Annotated in this window: 23 protein-coding genes; 6 read left to right on the top strand and 17 right to left on the bottom strand. The window is 35.9% G+C overall.

Annotated elements, in window-relative coordinates; all coding sequences use genetic code 11:
- Nucleotides 1-170: 170 nt before the first annotated feature.
- Nucleotides 171-404 carry a DUF6341 family protein gene (locus WFH39_RS02560; protein WP_235129770.1) on the bottom strand — a complete coding sequence of 78 codons (234 nt, stop codon included), beginning with the start codon at nucleotides 402-404 and terminating at the stop codon, nucleotides 171-173.
- 42 nt (nucleotides 405-446) lie between these two features.
- Here WFH39_RS02560 and WFH39_RS02555 point away from each other — a divergent pair, with 42 nt between their 5' ends.
- Both WFH39_RS02555 and WFH39_RS02550 read left to right on the top strand, forming a co-directional pair.
- A complete protein-coding gene (locus tag WFH39_RS02555; protein WP_336688675.1) occupies nucleotides 447-1,352 on the top strand; it encodes a DUF6427 family protein in 906 nt (301 codons plus the stop codon).
- Nucleotides 1,353-1,357: 5 nt separating this feature from the next.
- On the top strand, nucleotides 1,358-1,942 hold the full coding sequence (locus WFH39_RS02550) for a DUF3109 family protein (RefSeq protein WP_214590726.1): 585 nt from the start codon (nucleotides 1,358-1,360) through the stop codon (nucleotides 1,940-1,942).
- Nucleotides 1,943-2,299: 357 nt separating this feature from the next.
- Here the strand turns inward: WFH39_RS02550 and WFH39_RS02545 are convergent, their stop codons facing one another.
- The 7 genes from WFH39_RS02545 to WFH39_RS02515 all read right to left on the bottom strand — a co-directional run bounded on the left by WFH39_RS02545 (nucleotide 2,300) and on the right by WFH39_RS02515 (nucleotide 13,564).
- Nucleotides 2,300-5,161: a M16 family metallopeptidase gene (locus WFH39_RS02545; protein WP_336688674.1), complete on the bottom strand. Its 2,862-nt coding sequence runs from the start codon at nucleotides 5,159-5,161 to the stop codon at nucleotides 2,300-2,302.
- A gap of 339 nt (nucleotides 5,162-5,500) precedes the next feature.
- Nucleotides 5,501-6,196, bottom strand: coding sequence for a hypothetical protein (locus WFH39_RS02540; protein ID WP_336688673.1), 696 nt, complete (start codon nucleotides 6,194-6,196; stop codon nucleotides 5,501-5,503).
- Between the two features lie 114 nt (nucleotides 6,197-6,310).
- The gene (locus WFH39_RS02535) at nucleotides 6,311-7,645 is read right to left on the bottom strand and encodes a trigger factor (RefSeq protein ID WP_235129765.1); all 1,335 of its coding nucleotides are present in this window, start codon (nucleotides 7,643-7,645) and stop codon (nucleotides 6,311-6,313) included.
- 153 nt (nucleotides 7,646-7,798) lie between these two features.
- Nucleotides 7,799-8,386, bottom strand: a complete 588-nt coding sequence (locus tag WFH39_RS02530) for a hypothetical protein (RefSeq protein ID WP_336688672.1) — start codon at nucleotides 8,384-8,386, stop codon at nucleotides 7,799-7,801.
- Nucleotides 8,387-8,434: 48 nt separating this feature from the next.
- Nucleotides 8,435-10,819 carry a TonB-dependent receptor gene (locus WFH39_RS02525; RefSeq protein WP_336688671.1) on the bottom strand — a complete coding sequence of 795 codons (2,385 nt, stop codon included), beginning with the start codon at nucleotides 10,817-10,819 and terminating at the stop codon, nucleotides 8,435-8,437.
- 299 nt (nucleotides 10,820-11,118) lie between these two features.
- On the bottom strand, nucleotides 11,119-11,475 hold the full coding sequence (locus tag WFH39_RS02520) for a hypothetical protein (protein ID WP_336688670.1): 357 nt from the start codon (nucleotides 11,473-11,475) through the stop codon (nucleotides 11,119-11,121).
- Nucleotides 11,476-11,632: 157 nt separating this feature from the next.
- Nucleotides 11,633-13,564, bottom strand: a complete 1,932-nt coding sequence (locus WFH39_RS02515) for an ABC-F family ATP-binding cassette domain-containing protein (protein ID WP_336688669.1) — start codon at nucleotides 13,562-13,564, stop codon at nucleotides 11,633-11,635.
- 186 nt (nucleotides 13,565-13,750) lie between these two features.
- Here WFH39_RS02515 and WFH39_RS02510 point away from each other — a divergent pair, with 186 nt between their 5' ends.
- The 3 genes from WFH39_RS02510 (at nucleotide 13,751) to WFH39_RS02500 (ending at nucleotide 15,182) form a co-directional block, all read left to right on the top strand.
- Entirely contained in the window at nucleotides 13,751-14,284 is a 534-nt protein-coding gene (locus WFH39_RS02510; RefSeq protein ID WP_336688668.1) for a TetR/AcrR family transcriptional regulator, read from the top strand.
- Nucleotides 14,285-14,387: 103 nt separating this feature from the next.
- The gene (locus WFH39_RS02505) at nucleotides 14,388-14,807 is read left to right on the top strand and encodes a hypothetical protein (RefSeq protein WP_336688667.1); all 420 of its coding nucleotides are present in this window, start codon (nucleotides 14,388-14,390) and stop codon (nucleotides 14,805-14,807) included.
- A gap of 33 nt (nucleotides 14,808-14,840) precedes the next feature.
- Complete coding sequence (locus tag WFH39_RS02500) at nucleotides 14,841-15,182, top strand: hypothetical protein (RefSeq protein WP_336688666.1); 342 nt, start codon at nucleotides 14,841-14,843, stop codon at nucleotides 15,180-15,182.
- A 73-nt stretch (nucleotides 15,183-15,255) separates the two neighbouring features.
- Here WFH39_RS02500 and WFH39_RS02495 read toward each other — a convergent pair whose 3' ends face one another.
- From WFH39_RS02495 to WFH39_RS02470, 6 genes are all read right to left on the bottom strand, one after another.
- Nucleotides 15,256-16,605 (bottom strand): T6SS phospholipase effector Tle1-like catalytic domain-containing protein, encoded by a 1,350-nt coding sequence (locus WFH39_RS02495; RefSeq protein WP_336688665.1) that lies wholly within the window; start codon nucleotides 16,603-16,605, stop codon nucleotides 15,256-15,258.
- Between the two features lie 136 nt (nucleotides 16,606-16,741).
- Nucleotides 16,742-17,419 (bottom strand): response regulator transcription factor, encoded by a 678-nt coding sequence (locus tag WFH39_RS02490; RefSeq protein ID WP_214590737.1) that lies wholly within the window; start codon nucleotides 17,417-17,419, stop codon nucleotides 16,742-16,744.
- Nucleotides 17,388-18,113, bottom strand: coding sequence for a sensor histidine kinase (locus WFH39_RS02485; protein WP_336688664.1), 726 nt, complete (start codon nucleotides 18,111-18,113; stop codon nucleotides 17,388-17,390). The genes WFH39_RS02490 and WFH39_RS02485 overlap by 32 nt, the downstream gene beginning before the upstream one ends.
- 50 nt (nucleotides 18,114-18,163) lie before the next feature.
- On the bottom strand, nucleotides 18,164-18,772 hold the full coding sequence (locus WFH39_RS02480; protein WP_336688663.1) for a hypothetical protein: 609 nt from the start codon (nucleotides 18,770-18,772) through the stop codon (nucleotides 18,164-18,166).
- A 19-nt stretch (nucleotides 18,773-18,791) separates the two neighbouring features.
- Complete coding sequence (locus WFH39_RS02475) at nucleotides 18,792-19,535, bottom strand: hypothetical protein (RefSeq protein WP_336688662.1); 744 nt, start codon at nucleotides 19,533-19,535, stop codon at nucleotides 18,792-18,794.
- An 80-nt stretch (nucleotides 19,536-19,615) separates the two neighbouring features.
- Nucleotides 19,616-20,236, bottom strand: coding sequence for a DUF5715 family protein (locus WFH39_RS02470; protein WP_336688661.1), 621 nt, complete (start codon nucleotides 20,234-20,236; stop codon nucleotides 19,616-19,618).
- A gap of 218 nt (nucleotides 20,237-20,454) precedes the next feature.
- Here WFH39_RS02470 and aqpZ point away from each other — a divergent pair, with 218 nt between their 5' ends.
- Nucleotides 20,455-21,189 (top strand): aquaporin Z, encoded by a 735-nt coding sequence (gene aqpZ, locus WFH39_RS02465; protein WP_336688682.1) that lies wholly within the window; start codon nucleotides 20,455-20,457, stop codon nucleotides 21,187-21,189.
- A gap of 55 nt (nucleotides 21,190-21,244) precedes the next feature.
- Here aqpZ and WFH39_RS02460 read toward each other — a convergent pair whose 3' ends face one another.
- The 3 genes from WFH39_RS02460 to WFH39_RS02450 all read right to left on the bottom strand — a co-directional run bounded on the left by WFH39_RS02460 (nucleotide 21,245) and on the right by WFH39_RS02450 (nucleotide 24,174).
- On the bottom strand, nucleotides 21,245-21,790 hold the full coding sequence (locus WFH39_RS02460; protein WP_336688660.1) for a hypothetical protein: 546 nt from the start codon (nucleotides 21,788-21,790) through the stop codon (nucleotides 21,245-21,247).
- A 433-nt stretch (nucleotides 21,791-22,223) separates the two neighbouring features.
- Entirely contained in the window at nucleotides 22,224-23,204 is a 981-nt protein-coding gene (locus WFH39_RS02455) for a LuxE/PaaK family acyltransferase (RefSeq protein WP_336688659.1), read from the bottom strand.
- 157 nt (nucleotides 23,205-23,361) lie between these two features.
- Entirely contained in the window at nucleotides 23,362-24,174 is an 813-nt protein-coding gene (locus WFH39_RS02450) for a UDP-2,3-diacylglucosamine diphosphatase (protein ID WP_336688658.1), read from the bottom strand.
- Nucleotide 24,175: the final 1 nt, after the last annotated feature.

Raw genomic sequence — 24,175 nt, 5'->3', positions numbered from 1 at the left:
TGTATTGCTGGTAAGTTGCTCCTCAGCATTGCTCACTTCCTCTTCCAATCAACTGCAAAATATTACGAATTATTTATGACAAAAACACCAACTATTTTTGACCACATTACCAAATAAAAAAGCCGACCAAATAAATTATTTGATCGGCTTTTTACTATATAACCAATTAATTAACCTTCATTTTTGTAGATTTTCGGATCGTAGTAAGGATGCTTACCTTCCGTTGGAGAATAGTAGTCTTTATCTTTATCACCTCCCAGAGTAACTACCAAAACGTAGCACCAGTAAGTGAACAGTACGCAGCAAACGATAAACAGAATCCAGTTCAAAACATTACCGAAAGCATCAAAGAAACCGAAAGACCATTTGAAAACTTTGCTTAAGAATAGAAAGAAAGACGTCATTATTTTCCTTTTTTAAATTAACTTTGTACAAATTTATAAAAAATGTTTAAATTACTTTCAAAAGAAAGCAATATTTTTTCAATTCCTGTTTATATTGGTTTTCTTCTTTTAATAGTAATAACTTTTAATTTATTGAATTTCAACACTTATGAGGGGATTATTGCCGGAATTACTTTTCTGGGAATTGCTCTGGGATATTTCTGTTTTCACAGTATTGCACTCAATTACCAGACGCACCTTCCGTTATTTCTGTATACTTTTTTTGTTTTCGGGCTTTATCCGGGACATTTAGATATAGGAATCGCAGTCGCTCTTCTTACCAATTCTTTTCTTTTACTGCTTTTAACCAGTACGAACGAAGATATCAGAAAGAAATCTTACGTTCTGGTAGGTTCTATTGTTGCGCTGAATTTTATTTTTCTTCCCACAACATGGCCCATGGCGGTTTTTGTGATTATTCATGTTATTGCCACTTCCGAGAGAATCAGTCTGAATATTTTCAGGTTTTTGCTGGGGATTATCTTAATTGTGTTCAGCTATTTTTCGGTAATGTTTTTTATTGATTTTAAAAGCTGGAACATGGATTATTTTCCTTTCGGAAAGATGAAACCTGTGACAGATTACACAGAGCTTCTGCCTTTAATTCCGGTGATTGGTATGCTGATCTACGCTGTGTACGACCATTTCAGAAATTATAATAAAAAAAGCCCGATAAGCCGATATAAATATACTTTTCTGCTCGTTTTTTCGATGGCGCAGCTGATTACGATTATTCTTTACATGAATAAAAATTATGAATATTTACTTCTTCTTGCCTTTCCGTCTACTATTATTATCAGCAGAATGCTTCGGTTTCTGCCGAAATACTGGATGCAGGAAGTTGGTTTATGGCTGCTTATTTTCAGTTTAATCGGTTTTAAAGCCGGAACTTATTTTAATTTATTTTAAAGATTATGATTCAGATAGACGATAAATTGATCTCTGAGGATATTTTTTCTGAAGAGTTTGTGTGTAACCTTTCTAAATGTAAAGGTGCGTGTTGTGTGGAAGGAGATGTAGGTGCTCCTTTGGATAAGGACGAACTGGAAATTTTAGATGGTATTTTTGAAAAAGTGAAGCCTTATCTTACTGAGGAAGGTATTAAATCCATCGAAAAAACAGGAACCTGGACGACAGATCCGATGGACGGAATGTATGTAACACCGATGGTAGAAAACCGCGAATGTGCATACGTAACTTTTGATGAAAAAGGAATTACAAAATGCGGTATTGAAAAAGCATATGAGGACGGCGCAGTAGACTGGCAGAAGCCGATTTCCTGTCATCTTTACCCGATCCGTATTAAAGAATACTCTACTTTCAAAGCATTGAATTATGATGTCTGGAAGATTTGCAGCGATGCCTGTACTTTAGGCAAAGAATTGCAGGTTCCTGTGTATAAATTCCTGAAAACGCCATTGATCCGAAAATACGGTGAAGAATTTTACGAGGTTCTGAGCGAAGTGGCAGATGAATGGAAGAAGGAATATGGATCTTAATTTTGAGTAAAAGGCTTAAAGAGTGATAGGGTTTGAGAGTTTGAGAGTCTGAGGGTTTAGAGTTGTAAGGTCTTTAGGTGTTAAGATTTTTTTCAACTTTAACTGAATTGCATTCAGCCTTATCAGTAAAGATGGACTTGATAGAAGGACAAGATGATTATGTCAACAGGAATTGGCTTTAGCCAAAACTAATCATCAATTATGTCTTGAGCTGATTTTGCAGGTGTACATCAGATTAAAGCTTAGGTAATTGACAAAATGCAATAATTTGATGATCTAAATCAATCTCACATTAATAAAGCAAAACCGTTCTGTAAAATCTACAGAACGGTTTTTAATTGAACTTTATATCGAAAATTATTTTGCTGCTCCGGCTTTTATGACTGCTGTTTCAGCTTTAGCTTCCTCTTTTTTGGCTTTTTCCCAACCGTCTTCCGGCATCAGGGTTGCCACGATTCTGCCTTTTGTAAGATATTTCTTAGCTACATCCTGAAGGTCTTTTACGGTTAAAGCTTTTACTTTTTCCTGATAGTTAAGGATTTCATATTTATCGCTTCCATCCAGCTGGTTTTTGGTAAGCGCATTCATCCAATACATATTGTCTTTCATATTGGTTTTATCATCATTGTACTCTCCTTCCTTATATTTATCAAGGTCTTTCTGTTCAGGTCCTTTATCAATTAACTTCTGAAGCTCTGCAATTGCACTTTTCGTTAACTTCTCAGCATTTTCAGGTCCGCAAGGGAAATTGATGCTGAAACTGTAATTGCTGAACGGAACTTTGTACATTCCTCCTCTTGCTCCGCCTCCGTAAATTCCGCTTTCGTCCTCTCTCAGCTTTTCAATCACTTTAATGGTAGCAACTTCTCCCAAAGCTTCTAATGCCAATGCTTCTTTTTCTTTGTAAGGCGTTTCTCCGGTATAGGAGATCGTTACCATACTTTTAGGATCTTTTCCTTTTTTGTAGACCTTAGAATAATCTCCGGTTATCTGTCTGTATCCTGTATCTTTAAAAGTAGACGTTTTTCCGTTTGAAGGAAGACTCGCAATGTACTGTAACACTTCATTTTTGAATGTAGCCTCATCAATATTTCCTACAAAATAGAACTGGAAGTTTCCGGCATTGGAGAATTTCTCTTTATAAATATCGTATGCTTTTTTATAATCTGTATTTGCCCATTCCTTTTCTGTCGGGATAATTCCTACAAATCTCGGGTTTTTCTGATTCATGAATTTTGCATGCTCGCTGGAGAAATAAAACTGAGGATTGGACAACAGGTTATCCATCATCGCAGATTGTTTCGTTTTGTAAGCATTAAATGCATCTGGATTATAATTCAGACCTGTAAAATAAGCATACATTAATTCCATTGCTGTTCCAAGATCTTTTCTGGTCGTTCTTCCGGAAAGTCCTTCTGTTACATTTCCGATTGACGGATTTACATTTACCTGCTTTCCTGCAAGATAATTGGTAAGATCTGCTTTGGAGAAACCATTAACTCCGGCTTCTGATAAGGCAGGAAAAGCAAACTGGGTTTTAATAAAGTCGGCATCACTAATTACTGAGCTTCCTCCCAGACTTCTCGCTGCAAAAACAATTTCATCGTCTTTAAAGTCTGTTTTCTTGAAAGTAACTTTTGCGCCATTGCTCAGTGTCCATGTTGTGGTTCCTAATTTGGCATCGGTTTCTGTTTTAGCAATTGTACCTTCAGATTTGAAAGGTTTTACTAAATTTTTAATGGTAGCTTTTTCCTGATACGGCTTAAGATCTGCCATTTTCACTCCTTCAAAAGTATTCAGCACCATGGCTTCCGTCGGCATCTGAACATTGTCTTTTTTAGGACCGGTGATTACCACTACTCTGCTGTCGTCTTTTACCAGTTTTTTAATGACTTCATTGGTCTGAGTCAGTGTTACGGAAGGTAAGAATTTCTTAGTATCTTCATATTCCCAGGCAATTCCCGGCATCGGTTCCTGCTCCAGGAAATTTCTTACGTATTCTTCTACAAGTGCATCACTTTCCGTTTTATCTCTGTTGTTGTAGGTTCTTTCGATATTAGACATTATCTGAGATTTTGCCCTGTCTAATTCTGTCTGGGTGAATCCGAATCTTTTCGCTCTTTCTGTTTCTTCCAAAAGAACTTTTAACGCATTAAGCTGGTTTCCGTCTTTCACCATTGCCATTCCCTGAAAAGCTTCTTTGCTTCTTGCATACGTTCCGCCGTGATAAACATAACCGTACGTAAAAGGAGGATTATTTGAGTTTACCAGCTCTCCTAATCTGTTATTCAGCATGGTGGAAGCAAGCTGCTCCACAAGACTCTGATTGTACTGCTCTACCGTAACATCCGGCTGATATGCTTCAGAATCTTTCATGATGAACTGTACCATAGATCTTGTAGCATCCGGATCTGTTTCCAAAGCCACCAAAGTTTCCTTATGGTTCGGAAGATCGAAGCTCTTTCTTTCTCTTGGTTTTGAAGGATTTTTATATTTGCTGAAGTTATCTTTAATTTTCTTTTCAACTTCGTCCACATTGATGTCTCCTACTACTACAATTGCCATCAGATCCGGTCTGTACCAGTCTTTATGAAACTGTCTGATGACATCCGGTTTGAAGTTTTCCAGAATATCTTTCTTCCCGATAGGAAGTCTGTTGGCGTACTGAGAGTTGTACAATAATTTCGGAAGGTATTTATCCGACATTCTTTTGTCTGCTCCCAAACCAAGTCTTAATTCTTCAAGAACAACCCCTCTTTCTTTATTGATCTGCTCATCAGAAAGCGTGGCGTTAAATGCCCAGTCTTCCATCACTTTAAGACCTGCATCCAGATTTCCGGGTTTGTCTAAAGGAACGGGAAGCATATAAACCGTTTCATCAAAGCTGGTGTAAGCGTTTAAGTGCTGTCCGAATTTTACTCCAATTGACTGAAGAAAATCCACAAGTTTATTATCAGGAAAGTTTTTTGTTCCGTTGAAGTTCATGTGCTCCATGAAATGAGCCAGCCCTCTTTGGTTTTCATCCTCAAGAATAGATCCTGCATTAATTGCCAGTCTGAAATCTACTTTCTTTTCGGGCAATGTATTTTTTTTGATGTAGTACTTCATCCCATTCGGAAGTGTACCGGTCTTTACAGAAGGATCCATAGGAATATTCTGTGCAAATGCATTGGCAGACATCAGAAAGACAACTGCAAGCGACGAAAACATTTTTTTCATAGTTGTTTCGATTATTAATTTTTATGGTTCAAAAATATAATTTATTCACTTAACGTGGAAATGTTTAAATTATTATTTTAAGTTAAAATTGAGTTAATTATCGTTAATAATTTCCGATAAAAGATTTGAATTTCAGAAAATGAGAACAGCTTTAAAAGGGAAAGCCCAAGCCAAAGTAATGTCATCTTTTCTCATCAGTATGTTTTTGTGTTTAATACCGCAAAAATATAAATTCAGAATGTAAAGAATTTCTTTTTTTAGTTAAACTTTAGTTAAAAATAGTATATCAACAAAAAAATCGGGCAAAACCCGATTTTATTATGTTAAATTAAAGTTGTTTTATTTAAAATCCGCATCCGTAACTCCTGCATTAAGAGTAACCTTTGTTGTTTTAATAGTCATGGTCTGTCCTCCTCCCTGTGCTTCAATTAGTGATGGGAATTTAATTCCGTCTACCGTTAAATAATCTTTCGTAAAGGCCGTTCCTTCTTTTGCATCTGCTTTATATAAAAGACCTGTAGAAGCATCAAAATAGAATTTTCCTTTATCCGAAGTTAATACATTATAATCTTTTCCGTCGATTTTTTCCGTAGTAACATCTTTGAACTTCGTATAATCGTATCCTAAAGCATCAATAATTTTTCCTTTCTTTAAATCTCCCAGTTTATCTGCCGGAATTTCGCTTTTGTTGCCCATCTGCTCCATATAACCTTTTTCTCCGTCAAAATACTGAGAAGCCGCTTTCTGTCCCATAAAAAACTGTTCAGATTTGAACTTATTGCCCAGTTTTTTGGTCGTCATTGTGATTTCTCCCGGAAGCGCAGCCCCCGAAATTGTATTTTCCATCACAATGGATTTCACTGCTTCAAGTTTATCTTTTCCTCCAAGTGCTGTAAGATATTTATCGATAACTTCTTTTGGAGTAAGCTTAGATTTTACAGCTTCCGTTTTAGCCGGAGCAGCAGTAGTTTTTTGTGCAGCTACCGAAGTAGAAAAAAGCACAGCGCAAAAAAACGGAATGATGATCTTTTTCATAAATAAAGTTTATAATCGTAAATATAGGAATATTAAACAAATAAATACAGATGTTTTATCAATAAAAAAACCACTGTAAAAACAGTGGTTTTCAAATATTTATAGTAAAATAAATTACTTTTTAAGCTCTTCCAAAAACTCGTCGTGAGAAATTGCAGTTTCTTTTTTCGTTGCTTTTTCAAGGATTACATCTTTCAGCTTCGTCATCGCAACTTCAGAAGAAATCTGTCTTACCTGCTCCTGATCTTTCAACATTTCAACAGCGTATTTCTGGATCTCTTCGTCTCCTAAATGGTGGATTCCGTAGATAGCTAATTGATTTCTTACCAATTGTTCAGCCTGTCCTAAAACATCAGCATAATCTAATTTGATGTCGTTATCACTCATCAATTTTCCTTCAATGATCTGATATTTCAACTGGTTTTTCTCAGATTCAAGGATTTCTTTTGCCTGCTCTTCAGATTGGATGTTCTGGTTAGAGAACATTAACCATTTTACAAGGAACGCTTCAGGAAGCTTTACTTCTTCTTTTTCAGAAACCTGCTCCAATACTTTATTCACAAAGTGAACATCAGCATTTTGCTGGAAGTATTCGTCTAATTCAGACTTTACTTTTTCCTTAAGTTCTTCTTCAGACTTGATGTTTCCTTCTCCGTACACTTTATCGAATAATTCCTGATTAAGTTCAGCTAAGTTAAGACCGTAGAAATCTTTTACTTTTACTTCCACTTCGTTGTGGTGTAAATGCTCAACTTCTTCTTTAGAGAATCCTAATTCTTTAGCCAATTCTTCGTTTTCAGCAAGCGTTTCTTTAGAAACTTTTACAGAACCGTCCATTTTCAAAGATTTTACCAGTTTGAAAGCTTCTTTGTTTTCAGCAGTAATGGTAACATTCTTTGGATGGTGGTGGTGTTCTCCTTCAGCATCTTCTTCCACAACCTGAGAAATTTCTAAAGCGATGTAAGAATCTTTATTGATTTTTTCTTGAGGAGCCTGCTCTGCGAAACGCTTCTGCATGTTCTCAATACTTTTGTTGATTTCTTTTTCAGAAGCCTCTACTTTGTAGTGAGGAGCTTCATATTTAGCCAGGTCAATAGTGAATTCAGGCTCAAATCCTACTTCAAAAGCAACTTCAAGCTGATCCGCATTGTAATCGAATTCGTTTACTGGCTGTGGAACCGGCTGACCAACTAATCTTAGTTTGTTTTCGTTTACGTAGCTGTTTAAAGCATCAGAAACCTGCTTGTTGATTTCTTCAAAAGCAATACCTGCTTCATATTGTTTTCTAACCATACTCAAAGGCACTTTTCCTTTTCTGAAACCAGGAACTTGCGCATTTTTAGCATAATTAATCAATTGCTTATCAACTTTTTCTTTATAGTCAGATTTTTCCAATGTCACTGTAAGCAATGCACTTACATCATCATGGTTTTTTGCAGTAACCTTCATTATTGATTAAAATTTTAGGTTGCAAAAATATAAAAATTTTATGAAAATCGTTCATTTAAAATCAACTTAAAAGCTAAATATTGTTAAATTAAAAAACCACCGGAAAATTTCCGATGGTTTTACTAACAAGATTAAAGATATTAAAAGGTTATTTTAATTCGTAATAGTATAGTTTGCCTGTGCATCTGTTTCTCCTCCTACCTGCGTTCCGTAGATTACACCATTACCACTGGTCTGCGAAGCTTCCGTTACACTTGCCGGTTCATGATATAAAGTGAAAATCAGCTGGCTTGTTGCAGAAGGATTTTTAACAGCTTTGTTGACCACCCATTCTGTTTTTAAACCTACCCGTTTTCCGTCTGCTCTTGTAGAAGAAGCATCGTCTGTACGCGTTAGAACAATATCTGAATTCGGGAAATTGAAGATTAAAAAGTGTTCGTCTTTAGCATCCTTAATTTCCTGAGTGGCATCTTCGTTTCCGTTTTTAAACGTGGCAGTTACCTGATAGGTCTTTCCGTCGGTTAATTTAATCGCCTGAGCTCCTCCCGCTCCCATGCTGTAATTGTACGTTTGGGTAGTTCCCGCCGCAACATCTTTCACATTCAAAATAATATTGGTAAGGTCTTCCTGCGGAAGATCGTCTTCTGCCGCAGATCCGTCTCTCTGACAGGAAACTACGGTGATAGCGATGAATAAAACAGCTAATAATTTGATGATATTTTTAGTATTGAATAATTTCATTTTTTTAAATTTTAAGGTTGATATTTTGTCTGATGGTCTTAAAAATCTTTAGAATCTGTATCTAAAGTGGAGTATGAAGTTTCTTCCTGCCTCATCCGAGAAAAATCTCATTCTGTTCAGATAATCTCTGTACGAAACATTGAAAAGATTGTTCACGATAAGTCCCGCAGAAAGATTTTTGCTGATGTTGATTCCTGTCTGGATATTCCAGAGAGAATAACCGTTTGGCGGAGTACTTAGATCCACCGTTTTTTCCACTTCATCTCCGTCTATATATATTGGTATGGTTGCATTATACACCGGAAACCTGTTCTGCTTCAGAAAAGTCTGGTTTTCTACCGTAAAATAAAACTGCTTCCAGTTTTCCTTTTTAAACTGTAATGCATTGGAAAAATTCGGAGGCATCATTAAAATCAACGGAACATTGTTTGTGTCGTCCTGTCCGTAAACATAACTTCCCTTTCCTACATAAGTAAGGTGATCCGTAAGTTTAAGATTAACATCCAGATCTACCCCATACATTTTGGCATCGATCTGCTGATAAGACCACACCGGAAATACTCCTCTGATCGTATTCTGAACTCCTGTAGGAACTTCGTTGATGAAATTCTTGGTGATAAAAAAGTAAGGATTCACAGAAACATTCAATCCTTTTAAAACGTTGAATCTCGAATCCACCGTGAGATTAAACTGATGTCCCTGTTCATTTTTCAGTCCCATATCTCCAATTTCGATCACAGAGGCTGAATGATGCAGTCCGTCTGAAAACAGTTCAGCAATATTCGGTGTTCTGCCCACTTTTGCATAATTGAATTTCAGATCAAAAGATGAATTCGGACGATATTCTAACCCTACATTGAAAGATACATTGTTATAATTCAGCTGAGGACGCGTAAGAATCCTGTTCTGATCCGTTTTTACATAAAACTGAGGATAAGAATCTGCATATCTCTTCTCCCAATCGCTTTTATCGTACCATTTGGTAACATCATAACGCGTAAAATCGTATCGCGCTCCTGCCTCCACATTGAAATTACCGGAGATTTTATATTTAAAAACGGAATAAAAACCTGCCGCATATTTATCATAGTTCGGAATCAGACGTCTCGCTTTTGTCGCCGGATCCGAATAATTGTTCTGAAAACTTGCATCAATTCCTGTTTCAAGAGAAAACTTCCCTCTTTCCAGCAAATCATTAAGATTAAACTGATGCGTCATCAGTTCCAGATCCAGAGAAGGCGTATCTTTCAACTCCCCTCTTCTGATGTCATATTCCTGTCTGTGGTTGTACTGATAGCTGTACGTCGCGGAAACTTTCCCGATATTTTCAAATCTTTTGAAAGCCGAAACTTTCGCGATATGATGCTCGATCACCTGTCTCGGATTATCAATATCATAACTGAAAGTTCCTGTGTAAACCGGAATTTTCGTAGTAGTTGCGTTGTAAAAATCTTCATTGTTTCCCACGTGAGAACCTCTGTAAATTCCTATATTCTGGTTGGTTAAATAATAATCAAAAGAAATTCCTCTTTCATACGTATTATTCTGAACGGTAAAATTAAACGAAGAAAAATCCATTCCCGTATTCATCAGGTTATAATCCGGAGCGTTCTGATCTCCGAGTTTTTTGATGCTTCCTCCTGTTTTTACCGCCCATCCGTTTTTCCAGATTTTCGCAACATCCGCATCCAGAGCCATTCCCTTTCCGTTGGAAATTCCGGTAAGACCGACTGAACCTTTTAAAGTATCCTTTTTAGGGAAAATTTCAGGTTCCATCACCACGACTCCGCCAATCGCATCACTTCCGTACTTCAATGCAGAAGCACCTTTGATAACGTCGATATGCTGGAAATTATTAATATCCACATTTGGAGCGTGTTCTACTCCCCACTCCTGTTCAGCAAGTCTCACTCCATTGTTTAAAATAGAGATTCTGCTTCCGTAAAGCCCGTGAATAATAGGTTTTGAGATATTATTTCCTGTTTTCAAAGCACTGACTCCCGAAATCTTCGTCAGTAAATTTCCTAAATTATCTGTGGAATTTCTTTGAATTTCAGATTTATCAAGTGTTTTGATTACTAAAGATCCGTTGCTTTTATGGTTTCCGTGAATGGTCACCGTTTCGATATCCTGAATATGATGTTCAAGCGTAATTGTTAAATGCAAATCCTGTGTAACTCCTACATTTTCAGTATAATCATTACAATCAGGATGTTTAGCAATGAGTATATATTTTCCCGCAGGAATTTTATTGATTGAAAACTTACCGTTTTTATCGGTTTTCGCAGAAAAATCTCCAATTTTCACGGATGCATTTTCCAGCATGGTTTTATCGTGAAAATCCTGAACTGTTCCTTCTACCGTGTAAGTCTGCTGTGCGTTGGTGAATGCAAATCCGCAAAGGATAAGCATAAAGCTATAGATCAATTTCATTGTTAAATAGATTGATTGTGTACTTTTCAGGGTACTTTTTCGTTAAAATTTGAATTGGATTTTTTAGCTTCAGACGATGAATTTCGATGCTCAATTTTGAACCGTTAAGATTTATTTTAAGAATTTTAGCGTCATTAAGTTTAACCTTGCTTTTAAGGGATGCAAAAAATCTATATGATTTTTCTTAACGAAACTTAATTTCTAAATCATCTTAATGACTTAAAAAACATCAGCTAGCTTAATTAAAATACATCATGTATTTAAAATTATCTGGCAAAAAATCCGAAAAAATCTATGAATTATGAAATTGCGGGCGGACCGCGAAGCTGAAAAGTAAATTTAGTCTGAGACCATATTTTTTCCTGAACAATAATGATCTGCTTTACTTCATGCGTATAATGTGCAAAAGTAAAACTGAATTCTTCAGGAACTAAAGTATGTCCGGTAGCTAAGAAATGACAGGCAAGACAGTCTGCGGCTTTTTCCTTCGCTATATTTTTAGTAACCGTATTTTCAGATTTTTTAAAACTGAAGTTTTTAAAAACCTCTTCGGAACTGTGACTGTGGAAATTCTGGGAAAACAGCGCAAGAAAATAGATTCCAAACAATAATTTGGAAATAAAATTCTTCAGATTTCTGTTTTCTTTAAAAATCATTCGTCAAAATTATAAAAATAATTTAAAAATTGAGATTAAAGTTTTATTAAAATATATTAATTGATAAGTAAGCTGATATGAAATTTTGTTACAAACTGTAATCAAACCTTATAGGTTTTAAAAACCTATAAGGTTTATTTTATGTATTTCTTAGAAATTAATCCAACTGAGTCCCCAAATATTCCCACTCCTGCAAAGCAAGATCCAGTTCTTCTTTGGTATTGTTGTATTTTTCCAGTGTTTCTTCAGAAGGATTTTCTTTGGTGAAAGAAGCTTCAAATTCCTCAACTTTTGTTTCCAGTTCAGTAATTTTTTCTTCTACCTTTTTCAGTTTATTCTGAATATTTTTCTGCTCTTTGCTTACAATGGTTGATTGTTGACTTTCTGTTGCAGGCTTTTCCTCTTTCTTTGCCTTTACCTCAACTTTAGTATCTTCTCCGTGCAGTTTTGCTTTTTCTGCAGAAATTTCTCTGATGGATTCTTTCTGTCTGAATTCAAGATATTCATTAATGTCTCCTAAGAATTCTTTCATTTTACCATCGCGGAATTCGTAGATCTTATCGCAAAGCCCCTGTAAGAATTCCCTGTCGTGCGAAATTACAATTAACGTTCCTTCAAATTTCTGAAGAGCCAGCTTGATGATTTCCTTAGACTGAATATCCAAGTGGTTTGTAGGTTCGTCCATAATCAGCGTGTTGAAAGGACGAAGCAACAATTTACAAAGCGCCAAACGGTTTCTTTCTCCTCCGGAAAGTACTTTCGTTTTTTTGTTCACCGCCTCTCCCTGAAAAAGGAAAGACCCTAACAAATCACGGACTCTAGGTCTTGTTTCTTCGGTTGCAGCGTCTTCCGCTTCTTCCTGAACGGTTTTATTCGGGGTTAAAACTTCCTCCTGATTCTGAGCAAAATAACCGATGTTTACGTTATGTCCAAGATTCCACGTTCCTGAATAATCTTTGATGTCTCCCGCAAGAATTTTTGCCAACGTTGTTTTTCCCTGTCCGTTTTGTCCAAGAAGCGCAATTCTGTCTCCTCGCTGAACGATGAAATCCACATCATCAAAAATCTGTTTTTCGCCGTAAGCTTTTCCTAGATTTTCAGCTTCGAAGATAATTTTCCCGGGAACCTGCGACTGCACGAAACGGATATTGAATTTGGAAACGTCCTCGTTATCTACTTCAATACGCTCGATTTTGTCTAATTTTTTAATCAAAGACTGCGCAAAAGATGCTTTTGTAGCACTTGCACGGAACTTATTAATGTTATCTTCCATCTGCTTGATCTCCGCATCCTGATTCTTTTTAGCCTGAATCAGTTTTTCACGGCGATCTTCGCGCATCACAAGATATTTGGAATAATTGGCTTTATAATCGTCAACTTTTTTGTTGTTGATATCGAAAGTACGGTTACATACCGCAGTCATAAACTGCTTATCGTGACTTACCAGAACAATGGCTCCCGGATAATCTTTCAAAAAGTTTTCCAGCCACATGATGGATTCCATATCCAGGTGGTTCGTAGGCTCATCGAGAAGCATGATGTCGTTCTTTTGCAGCAACAGTTTTGCAAGCTCGATTCTCATTCTCCAGCCTCCGGAAAATTCATCGGTTATTTTCTGGAAATCATCCGCTTTGAAACCAAGACCGAACAATACTTTTTCCATGTCGCCTTCCAGATTGTAAGCATCGTGGTTCATCAGAAGATCGTTCAATTCGGTCATTTTATTAATCAGATCCGTGTAAGAATCGCTTTCATAGTCGGTTCTTGTCGCCATCTGATGATTCACCTCTTCAAGCTCATTTTTCCATGCGTTGATCTGTTCGAAAGCCTGCATGGTTTCTGCCCATACTGTTCTTCCTTTTACGAAATCGAGATCCTGCTTTAAGAAACCGATGGTGATGTTTCCTTCCGGAACCACGTTTCCTTCGTAGAAATTAATTTCTCCGGAAAGCATTTTCAATAAAGTGGATTTCCCCGCTCCATTTTTACCGACCAAACCAATTTTATCATCCTTTTTAATAGTGAAATTCACGTTTTGAAACAGATATGTTCCTGAATGATGTAATCCTAAACCTTGAACCGAAAGCATGTGTTAAATAATGATTAATAGTGAATAATGAATTTTCGGGTGCAAAAATACGGAAAATAAAGCAATTGTAAACTTGTTAAAAATTTAATAGAGCTGAACCTTAATTTTAATTTTTAAATTTGAAGAAAATTATACTCCCGTTTCAGAACATAAACTGCTGAATACAACAAAACACAAACTTCAATAATGACAGATACTCAATCTCTCTGGATAAAAACAGGCTATGAAGCTTTTGCAATTCTTGGTGAAAATGCATTAAAAATAGAGCAGCTTGCCAGAGAAACCGGAAAAAGTAAATCTTCCTTTTATCATCATTTTGCAGATACAGAAGGATTTATGGAAGAATTACTCCGTTTTCACTTAAAAAGATCTGAGATTATTGCAGAAAAAGAAAAAAATGCCCAAAATATACATCCTGAACTTATTGAAATTCTGGCTGAACACAAGATAGACCTTCTTTTCAACCGCCAACTGCGTTTTCATCAGCAGAAGCAAAATTTCCGGAAAACTTTGGAAAAATCCAACCAGATTGTAGGAAACGAGTTCGTAAAAATCTGGGCAGAAGATCTTCAGCTTAAACTTTCTCAGCGACAATTGGAAAGCCTTTTTGAATTGGCTCTGGAAAACTTTTTCCTACAGATTAATCCTGAAAATATAACTAAAGAATGGCTTACTTCTTATTTTGAAAATTTAAAAAGAATTGCAAAAAACTTTGAATAAAAAATCCTTCGCACATACTTTTTATAAATCCTTTATATTGTACGGAAGCGTCTAACATTAACATTGTTTCCTGAATAATTTTGCAAAAAAAATTATTCGTTCCATGACGCAAAAATTTCATCATTTCTATTTAAAAATAACCGCCATTGTCATAGGTTCTTTTGGTCCTGTTTTTTTCTTAGGAACAATGTTACCTACTTCCGAACCTGCAAGATGGTCTTTGGATCTTCTGAGTCTTCCCTTGGACGGATTGCAGACTTTTCATGATCCTACCACACGATTTTTAAGTGCTTTAACGGGAGGATTTCTATTCGGTTGGGGAATTTGTATATGGTTTCTGCAAAAATGGGTTTATCCAAAAGCTCCCGATGAAGTCCGAAGGTCTATTTTAGCCGGACTTTTAGCATGGTTTTTTCTAGACAGTGCAGGTTCCGTTGCATCCGGAAATTCAAGCAATGCATTTATAAACATCATTGTTTTACTACTTGCTGCAGGACCTCTGTGGAAAAAAGCTAAAAATTAAAATATTTACCCATTTCTATCAAAAAATTCATCAATGAAAAATTCAAATTTTCTTAAAATTCTTTTAATTGTTCAATCTTTAACACTGTTTGTGTACACAATATTCTGTTTTCAAAAGGAAGGCGCAGATTTGCTCAGTGTTTTCGTTAATAACATTGCGGCTATTGACTGGAGCGGACAATTTAATCTGGATTTTTCCTGTTATCTTATGCTTTCAGGATTATGGATCATGTGGCGTAATAAATTCAGTTTAAACTCTGTCTTTATTGCGATTACAGCAAGCATTGTAGGAATTATGGCTTTTGCTCCTTACTTTTTATTTCTATTGATAAAAGAAAAGGGAGATCTGAAATTAACGTTAATCGGAAATCGTTAATGATATAGCTGATACAAAAATTGAGCTGTCCACTAAAGACAGCTCAACACCTAAATTTAAAACTGAAAATGTACTAACATTTATTATAAAAATTTTCTTTGATCAATATCGTACGGCTCCAATTATCATTATTCGGAATATTGGTTCCGTAGGCATAATCAACCACAGAATCCTCAATATGATGTATTTCCGACTGTAATCTGGATTGGTTTTTATTGAACTGATCATCCGAATTACTCGGAACATTCAGTCCGTTATTGATGATTTCCGTATGGGTTTCCGATTTGGAATCCATCATCAAAGCAGGATGATATAAGCCGAAATTAGCCGAAATATGGATATAATCTGCCAGTTTTTCGTAATTGTAATCTGGTTTAAGATCTGGTGAAAGGTTTTTAACATAATTCCCCAAAGCCTCCGAAAGTTCTGACAGATAAGGATGTTCTTCAGAATGAACAGCAAATGTGTCCTCGTCAAAATCCGTATCAAATACAGATTCCTGAGAATTTGTTTCCATAAGCATCAGTTTTCCATACACTTTTGAAAGCTCACTGTACACCAGATTTCTTGCAACGTATGCCTGAGAAAAAACTTCGCCATTGTCAATTTTATAATCCTGCAAAATATGACTCCATATTTTCTTTTTTTCTGAATCTAAAGCCGTTCCTCTGATATTTTCCACATAATAATACAACTCCGTATTTTTAATAAAATTCGGGGAAACATACACCGATTGGGAGCCTTCTAAATATCCTCCTCCAACATCTGCATGCGCACCCGGAACAAAAATTTCTTTCCAGACAGAGCCTCCATTATCCCATTTTTTATCTGTTCTTTCCTTTGATTCTTCGAAAATGCCTGTTAAAGGAAAAAAGTAACGGCATTCGTTCACTGCACAGATATGAAGAACTTTTTCCGTTTCGGGCAAAACTGCCACATCATAATCGCTGAAAGCGGCAGATTCTACGGTATCAAAAATCCCAAGAAATTTAATTTTAACTTTTTTTCCTGAAAATTCGGAAGTATGATGCATTACTTCATTGCAAAAATTCCTAGCCAGCATGGCGCCTCTGCTAAAACCATAGACGTACAAATGATATTCTTTATCCTTTTCGTGAACTGTATTTTTAATAAATAATAAAGCATCCTCCAATTTATCATCAGAAGAATATCCATGGTATCCCGCAGGATTTTTACACGTAGCCATCGCAAAATCACTGTCTTCATTTCCTGTAACAGTTCCGATTCCTTCTACATATTTTTTCTCATCGCCATTAAACAGCTTAAATAATTTATAGATATTGGTAATATTACCGTAATAGCTTTCGTTATTTTTAAGTGGTTTTTCATGAGAAGTAGCATTCATCCCGTTATTTCCTGTTCCATCGAAGAAAATTCCGACAGAGATGATGTTGTTTTCCATTACACTTTGTGGTTTTATCTTGTCTTCATTATTAAAAATGAAGCACTTATTATATGAACACTCCAAAGTAACGATGAAAAAAACCGGGATAATAGAGTAGAAAGTACCAAATAAAAAATTCCGTATTTCTACGGAATCAGATTCTTTCCAGAGGATGAATATTGTTGATAATGGCATAAATTACAATTCCCACTGTATTTTTAGCGCCGATTTTCTCTACAATTCTCTGCCTGTGGCTTTCGACAGTTCTTGGACTGATATATAGTTTTTCTGCAATTTCATTGTTGGTGCATTCCTGACAGATCAGCCTCACCACATCTTTTTCGCGGTCGGAAAGTTCGTCATCCATTTCAAAAAGCGTTCTTTTTTTGGTAGGACTGTTCATGTAAGAAAAAATCATCTGATGATCTTCCGGAGTGAAGAAAATTCCGTTTTTGTACACCATTGTAATGGCTTCGATAAAAGCATTCCTGTTGGAATTTTTGGGAAGAAAAGCAGAAACACCCAGTTTCACCATATATCCCAGAATGGTTGTTTTGTAATGGGAAGAAAGAATGATGATTTTAAGATGGGGATATTTTTCTTTTAAAATCTCAACCAGCTCAAACCCGTTCATGGGCTGCATCTGTACATCAACCAATGCAATATCGGGGAAATCTTCTTCGGAGGTTTTCTCTAAAGTTTCCAGAAAATCCGGGCCATTGGTAGAAGTAGATCCTACTGAAATATTGGGTTCCGAAGACAATAACATTTTTACGCCTTCGAGAATCAGCTGTTCATCATCAATTAACGCTATTTTGATCTGGGAGTTCATTGTATGGAATTTTTATAATTAACCGGCTGCCTTTACCTAAGGTATTTTTCCATTTGTGCGCCGCGTTCATAGATTTTATTCTGGATTCGATATTTTTGATACCCATCCCTTTTTTCACCTCGTCATATTCAAAACTTTGTCCGTTATCCGAAATGATAACCGCAAGACTTGTTTTATTGTCTTTAATATAGATCCAGATTCTTGATGCTTCCGAATGTTTGAGAACATTGGTGGTAAATTCCTGAATAATCCTGTACAACTGAACTTCTATAAAAATTTCTTTTTTCTGAAATTTCGGACTTACGTTCAGTGAAATGTTTATTCTTCCTGCTAAATTGGCTATCAGTTCTTCAATATACAGAACCAGACCTACGGATTCCAGATTTACGGGATATAATGAATGAGAGATGCTTCTTGCAGAATCTATCAGAGAAGACATTTGAGTGGTGATATTTTTTTTAATCAGCTCATCTCCTTTGGTGTCTAAATTATTCAGCCATAAGGAAAGAATATTCAGACGGTTTCCGATATCGTCATGAATCATTACCGCAATTCTTTTTCGCTCAGATTCCTGCGCCTTAATGTTTTCCAGTGCCAGATTTTTCTGATGCCGGACTTCCGCTTCATGCTGTGCGTTTTGTTCTTTAATAATTCTCTGGATAAAACTCCGGTATGCAAGCAGAATAAAAGTCATAATGATTACCAGAACAGCAATCAGTGCAACAAAAAAAGTGATATTTAAGGTTATTTCTTTAATCTTAAAAAGGTATAGATGATTGATATATATAAAAAGCTGCAGAGAATATTATTGATACTCCAGATCATTCCCGCCTGTTTTACCCCAAAATCCGCAAGCTGGCGAAGAAGGAAAAATAAAAATACTGACAATCCATAGTACAGGAAAATAAGGCTGTCTGCAGCCATGAAGCGGTCATTCACCTGAGTATTTTTAATTTCCATAAGCAGTGCATAACCGGCAAAGCAGATCACAATAATATTTGAAATCACCTTCTTTACCTCATTGGTTACCATTTCCGTATCCAGCAAAAAGAAGAGCGCCAATAATCCTACCGGAATATAACAATACCACGGCAATACTAATTTTTTCACGAAAAGAATTCCTAAGATGAGAAATTCTCCTGCCACATAGTAAGGAAACAGAAAATCAAGACCCTTTACATGAAAGAGACTGATAGAAACTCTTCCTGCCGCTTCTATCAAAAAAAGAAAAATGATATAATATACATACCATTTTTCTGTGTTTCTAAGAGTTTTGTACTTTAAAATCCCGATTAAAGCACAAATAACAAGTAAACTGTTATTAAGATAAAGTATTACCTGGTAAATATCCACAATATATTTTAGTTATAAATTACGTAAACTGGCAGATAGGCGGGCATGCGTTTGACCAATCGTATGTATTGGAGATTTTTTCAACGCTTACTCCGTTTTCACTGCCTTCCAGACCTGTAGTATAAAAAGAAATGAAAATAAGCGTAGGCAAAACTCTCTGATACACCTGAGAAAACTTCAGTCCGAATGAGCAAACCATATGAGAAAGCCCGGCTTTCGGCGGATTAAGATTTTCTGCAGGTACATAAAACTGTCTGAAAATTCTTGCTCCCTGAAATTCAGTACATTCTCTGTAGAACCAAATCATCGCATCATTTCTCCACGACTCAATTGCTTCGATTGCTTTATCCTGCTCCATCATCGGCTTATTGGCAATCGGCCAGAACATATCCGAACTGTTATCGACTGTTTTAAGATCTTTGGAAAGGACCGCATTTTTCACAAGCGTATATTCTTCCGTTTCTACCAGATTAAGATCTTCCTTCAGTTCGGCTAAAAAGCTGTAAGGATAATCCTGTACTTCTTTTTTATGTCCTCCTTCATCCATCGGACAAAGAACAGCAACCATCTTATTCTCGTAAATACCGATCTGAGCACAAAACTCAGTACATTTATTTTCGGTCTTCATCCAGTTGATCTGTTCTGCATCAAAATCAAAAACATAATTGGTAGGAATCAGATTTTTAATGGCATTGTAATTTCCACGACAGTTATCCCACTCTGCAAATGCTAATTCGCATTGTTCTCTGTTAAATGTATTCATATTTTCACGGTTTTTCTATGGCATAAAATTATAGAAACTAAATTATCTATGCAAGTATCTCACGTATAATTGAAAATTAGTTAATAATTCTTTACCGTAATATGGTAACAACTTTGCTGTTTTTCCTTGATATAGTAGATTTTGCCAAGATCATAATAATATTTCAGAACTTTTTCCAAAGCAGCTTCCATTTTCGGATTATGCTTCAGAACACCATTAAAGCGAACATAAGAGATATCAAACGAATTTCCGTAATTATGGGAACTGATTCCAAGTGCGGCATTGGAATTCACCCTCCTCAGTCTGCACTGGTCTTCCAGTGTTCTGGTGATAGAAGAAACCGTAAAAACATTTCCTTTGGTTTCCTTACTGAAACGGGCACCCATTTTTTCCAGTGTAAGTTTGCCTTTAGAAACCATGTAAGCTCTGCTGTAATCCAGCTTTTCAACGCGATACCCAGTTCCTGATTTTTTTATTTTATGAAATTTTCCGTTGCTGATGTATTTCTGTACTGTTTTAGAATCCTTCAGAATTTTAACCCCAAAACTTTTAGAAGCATCAAGATGCGGTTTGTACAGCAGCGTAGGTTCTACTCTTAAAACTTCTGTAAGATCATAGCAAGGCAATGTTTTTTGAGCCGCCTGCGCGTAACAAATACCATGAAGAACGTAAGCAAAAACCACACACAGAAACTTTTTCATGAAAGATGTTTTAAAATTTATAAACTAAAATAATCATTTATGAAATAAATATAAACTCCGATAAACATATATGTGAAAATAATTAACCGTTAATTTAATTTTAAATTACTAAATCAACAATAAAAAATAAATTTATACCATAACAATTTTAAAATTAATCTTTCTTATTTAACATATTAATTATAAATTTGAGATAATTTATTAAAATAAACAATATGATAAAAAAACTTTTTGCCGAATTTTTCGGTACGTTCTGGCTTGTTTTCGGAGGTTGCGGAAGTGCAATCTTCGCCTCACAGATTGCTGCTGCATCTAATGGACAATTAGGGATTCTTCTTCTGGGAGTGTCTTTGGCTTTCGGGCTTACTGTTCTTACAATGGCTTATGCAGTAGGGCATATTTCCGGAGGACATTTCAATCCTGCTGTTTCCGTAGGACTTCTTGCAGGTGGAAGATTCTCTGCCAAAGATCTTGTTCCGTATGTTGTAGCACAATGTTTAGGAGCAATTGGAGCTGCAGGCGCTTTGTACGTTATTCTGAGCGGATCCGGAACTCCGGACTTTTCGGGACCGGGAGCTTTTGCCACCAATTTCTACGGTGAAGCGGTATATTTTGGAAAAAGCTATTCCATGAGTGCTGCATTTTTAACAGAATTTTTACTGACGGCTTTTTTCCTGATCATTATTCTGGGTGCTACAGATAAGTTTGCCAACGGAAAATTTGCAGGTATTGCCATCGGTTTAGGATTAACGTTAATCCATTTAATTTCTATCCCGATTACGAATACTTCCGTGAATCCTGCAAGATCACTTTCTCAGGCGGTTTTCGTAGGCGGAAATGCCATGTCTCAGCTTTGGCTGTTTTGGGTTGCCCCGATTTTGGGAGGAATTACAGGAGGATTAATTTACAGATTCCTGCTGCAGCGAAACGGCGCGGAAGAATTAGATAGTTAACCACAAAATCCTGTCAGCCGACAGGATTTTTTTTATGCTTAATATTTGAAGTAAATTATTTTAACTTTTTGATATCAAAAGGATTTTTAAAAATAAGCTCTTCGTGTTTTCCTTTGATTTCCATTTTCTTATATAGTAAACTTAAAGCCATTTTCCTGATAAAAAGATCTTTATCATTCAGTTTCCAGTAAGAATCATCATGTACTTTTCTGGGTTTTCTTATGACATAGAATTCAGTTTCCCAAGAATCTACGTTATGGTAAAATTCGATAATCCCGCAATGTTTCGGAATCATTTCATGATCTACCATTCCCATCGGAAGCAGAAAACTGAATGCATTGCAGACATAATCTCCACAGGAAATTTTATCGTGTTTTAAAAATTTTTCGCCTGTACTTGAATTGGTATAGGATTTTTTAAAATCGTTTTTGAAATCGCTCTTCGAAAGCTTGATTTCAATCTCATGACTATATCCTTCTGAATCAACAATCAGAATATCGGCTTCCCAGTCTGCCTGAAAATGATTAGTCAAAACAATTTCTTTCTCAAAATTGCATTGAGAATGAATAAATGCGTGAACCAATTCTTCTATTTTTAACACTTTTGTTTTTTTTGTTTTTAACGCGAAAGTCGCAAAGATTTTAGTTACTATTATCTTCCCTATTTCGTTCGCAAGGGTGTTTTCACTAAGCAAATGATAGCGGAAGTTTTAAATTTAAACAAAAATCCTGTTTTGATAAAACTCTTTGTTTTTAACGCGGAAGTCACAAAGATTTTAGTTATTATTTGTTTTGCATAGTTCGTTCGCTAAGGCGTTTTCACTAAGCTAATGATAGCAGAAGTTTTAAATTTAAACAAAATTTCTGATTCGATGAAACTCTTTAATTTTAACGCGGAAGTCGCAAAGATTTTATTTATTATTTGCTCTGCATAGTTCGTTCGCAAAGGCGTTTTCACTAAGCTAATGATAGCAGAATTTTAAATTTTGAGCCTGAAAATTCTGCACTTCTAAAATACTTCAACTACAAACTCAATCAACTTACCAATAAACTGCATCCACGAATATCTGAATGATCGATTCTGCCTAAAACCTGAAATTTATCTCCGACAATTTTTCCTAAATCTTGTGTTGCGATGAATGCGCAGGAATGTACATTTGCCAAGTCGATGATATTAATCGCTCCCGTTCTTCCCTCTTTTTCATAATTAAAAGGATCTTCTGCATTTCTGATCATGATGCGCATCCAGTTCGGACATTCATATTCATTATTTCCTAAAGAATATGCCTGTGAAAGAAGCTCCGTCATGGAATATTCTGAATAAATTTTATTGGTTTTAAAACCTTCCTGCAAAATCTTCAACAGCTCGTCTTTGGTCATTTCCTCTTTTCTGCCTTTCATTCCTCCGGTTTCAATTACCGTTAATGAGTCGGAGAATTGAAGCGTTTTTGAGTTGCCGTTGCAGAAATCTAAAAAATCCAGCAATGCAAAAGAAACACCGAACAGAATAACTTTCTTGTTTTGTAGTTCGTTCAAAAGGGTAAATAAATCATCATGATTGTACAGGAAATATCCATTTTCAGGTTTTCCGGATTTTTTCATCAGATAATCTACCATATAAATCAGCGAAGAGTTTTGTCTCTCCAGATAACTTGGCAGAAGTCCGAGGAAAATAAAGTCTTCCGGTTTTCCGATAAACTGTTCAAAGCTTTTATAGATGCTTTCTTCGTACAGTTGAGGATTGGCAATGAAATGTTTTGATAAATTCATCTGTGTGGTTCCGGAACTTTGAAAAAAAAGATCCGCAGTTACATTTTTATCCAAAACCTGATGATTTTTAAACATTTCAATGGGCAGAAAAGGAATTTTTGTCAGTTCATCAACATGATCAGGTTTGATGTTAAGATAATCTACAAAACGTCTGTAAACTTCAATATTTTCATATTGAAAACGGAAGGTTTCCAGTGATGCAGCCAAAAAATCCTGCTCTGTCTTTATGCCGAATATATTTTTCACTTCTAAAAATATTTTTATGCTTTAAAACTCATTTACAATCACTTATCATAAACGAGATTGCTTTTTAATAATTTTTTAATCTGAAAACCAAAAAATTGGTCAGGTTATTGCAATGGGTAATGCGGAATATGGATTAAAAACATGAATGAATTTCGGTTCATTCGGAAATTACCTCAGCTTTTGGGGTAATTTTTTTTGTGCTATCTCCAAAGATTTTCAATTCAAAATCATGCTCAAAAACACCATACGTAAAATAGGAGATCCAGTCTCCCAGATTGATGTATTTTGCTTTTCCTTCAAGATCCAGAATCATCGGAAGATGACGGTGTCCGTAAATAAAATAATCGATTGGCTGAGTTTTAAGCTTTTCTTTAGAATAGATAATCAGAAATTCTTTATCCTCTCCCAGAAATTCTTTATCTTCATCTCCAGAAATCATTTTATTTTTCTGAGACATATACAGTGCAATTTTCATCGCAATATCGGGATGCAGCCATTTAAAAAACCATTGTGCAACAGGATTGGTAAAGACTTTTTTCATTCTTTTATATCCTTTATCTCCCGGTCCCAAACCGTCGCCATGAGCCAGCAGAAACTGCTTTCCGCCCATTTCAAAATATTGCTTTTTATAAAAAACAGTACATCCGATTTCTTCTTCAAGATAATCTTTCATCCAGAGATCATGGTTTCCCACAAAAAAATAAATATGGATTCCACGGTCTTTCAGTTCGGCAATTTTACCCAGAACACGAACGTAACCTTTCGGAATTACGTGCTTCCACTCGTGCCAGAAATCAAACAGATCTCCCATTAAAAAAAGAACCTGTGCATCATGCTTTATTTCGTCCATCCAACGGATAAACCGCTCTTCGCGCAGTTTACTTTGCTTTGGATCCGGCGCACCAAAATGCTGGTCTGAAGCAAAATATACTTTTTTTCCGGGCTCTAAATTAATGGTTGTTTTTAACACC

Origin of the sequence: Chryseobacterium sp. MMO-72 (assembly GCF_037146035.1) — a bacterium.
GTDB lineage: Bacteria > Bacteroidota > Bacteroidia > Flavobacteriales > Weeksellaceae > Chryseobacterium > Chryseobacterium indicum.
This window is presented reverse-complemented; position numbering and strand designations above follow the sequence as displayed.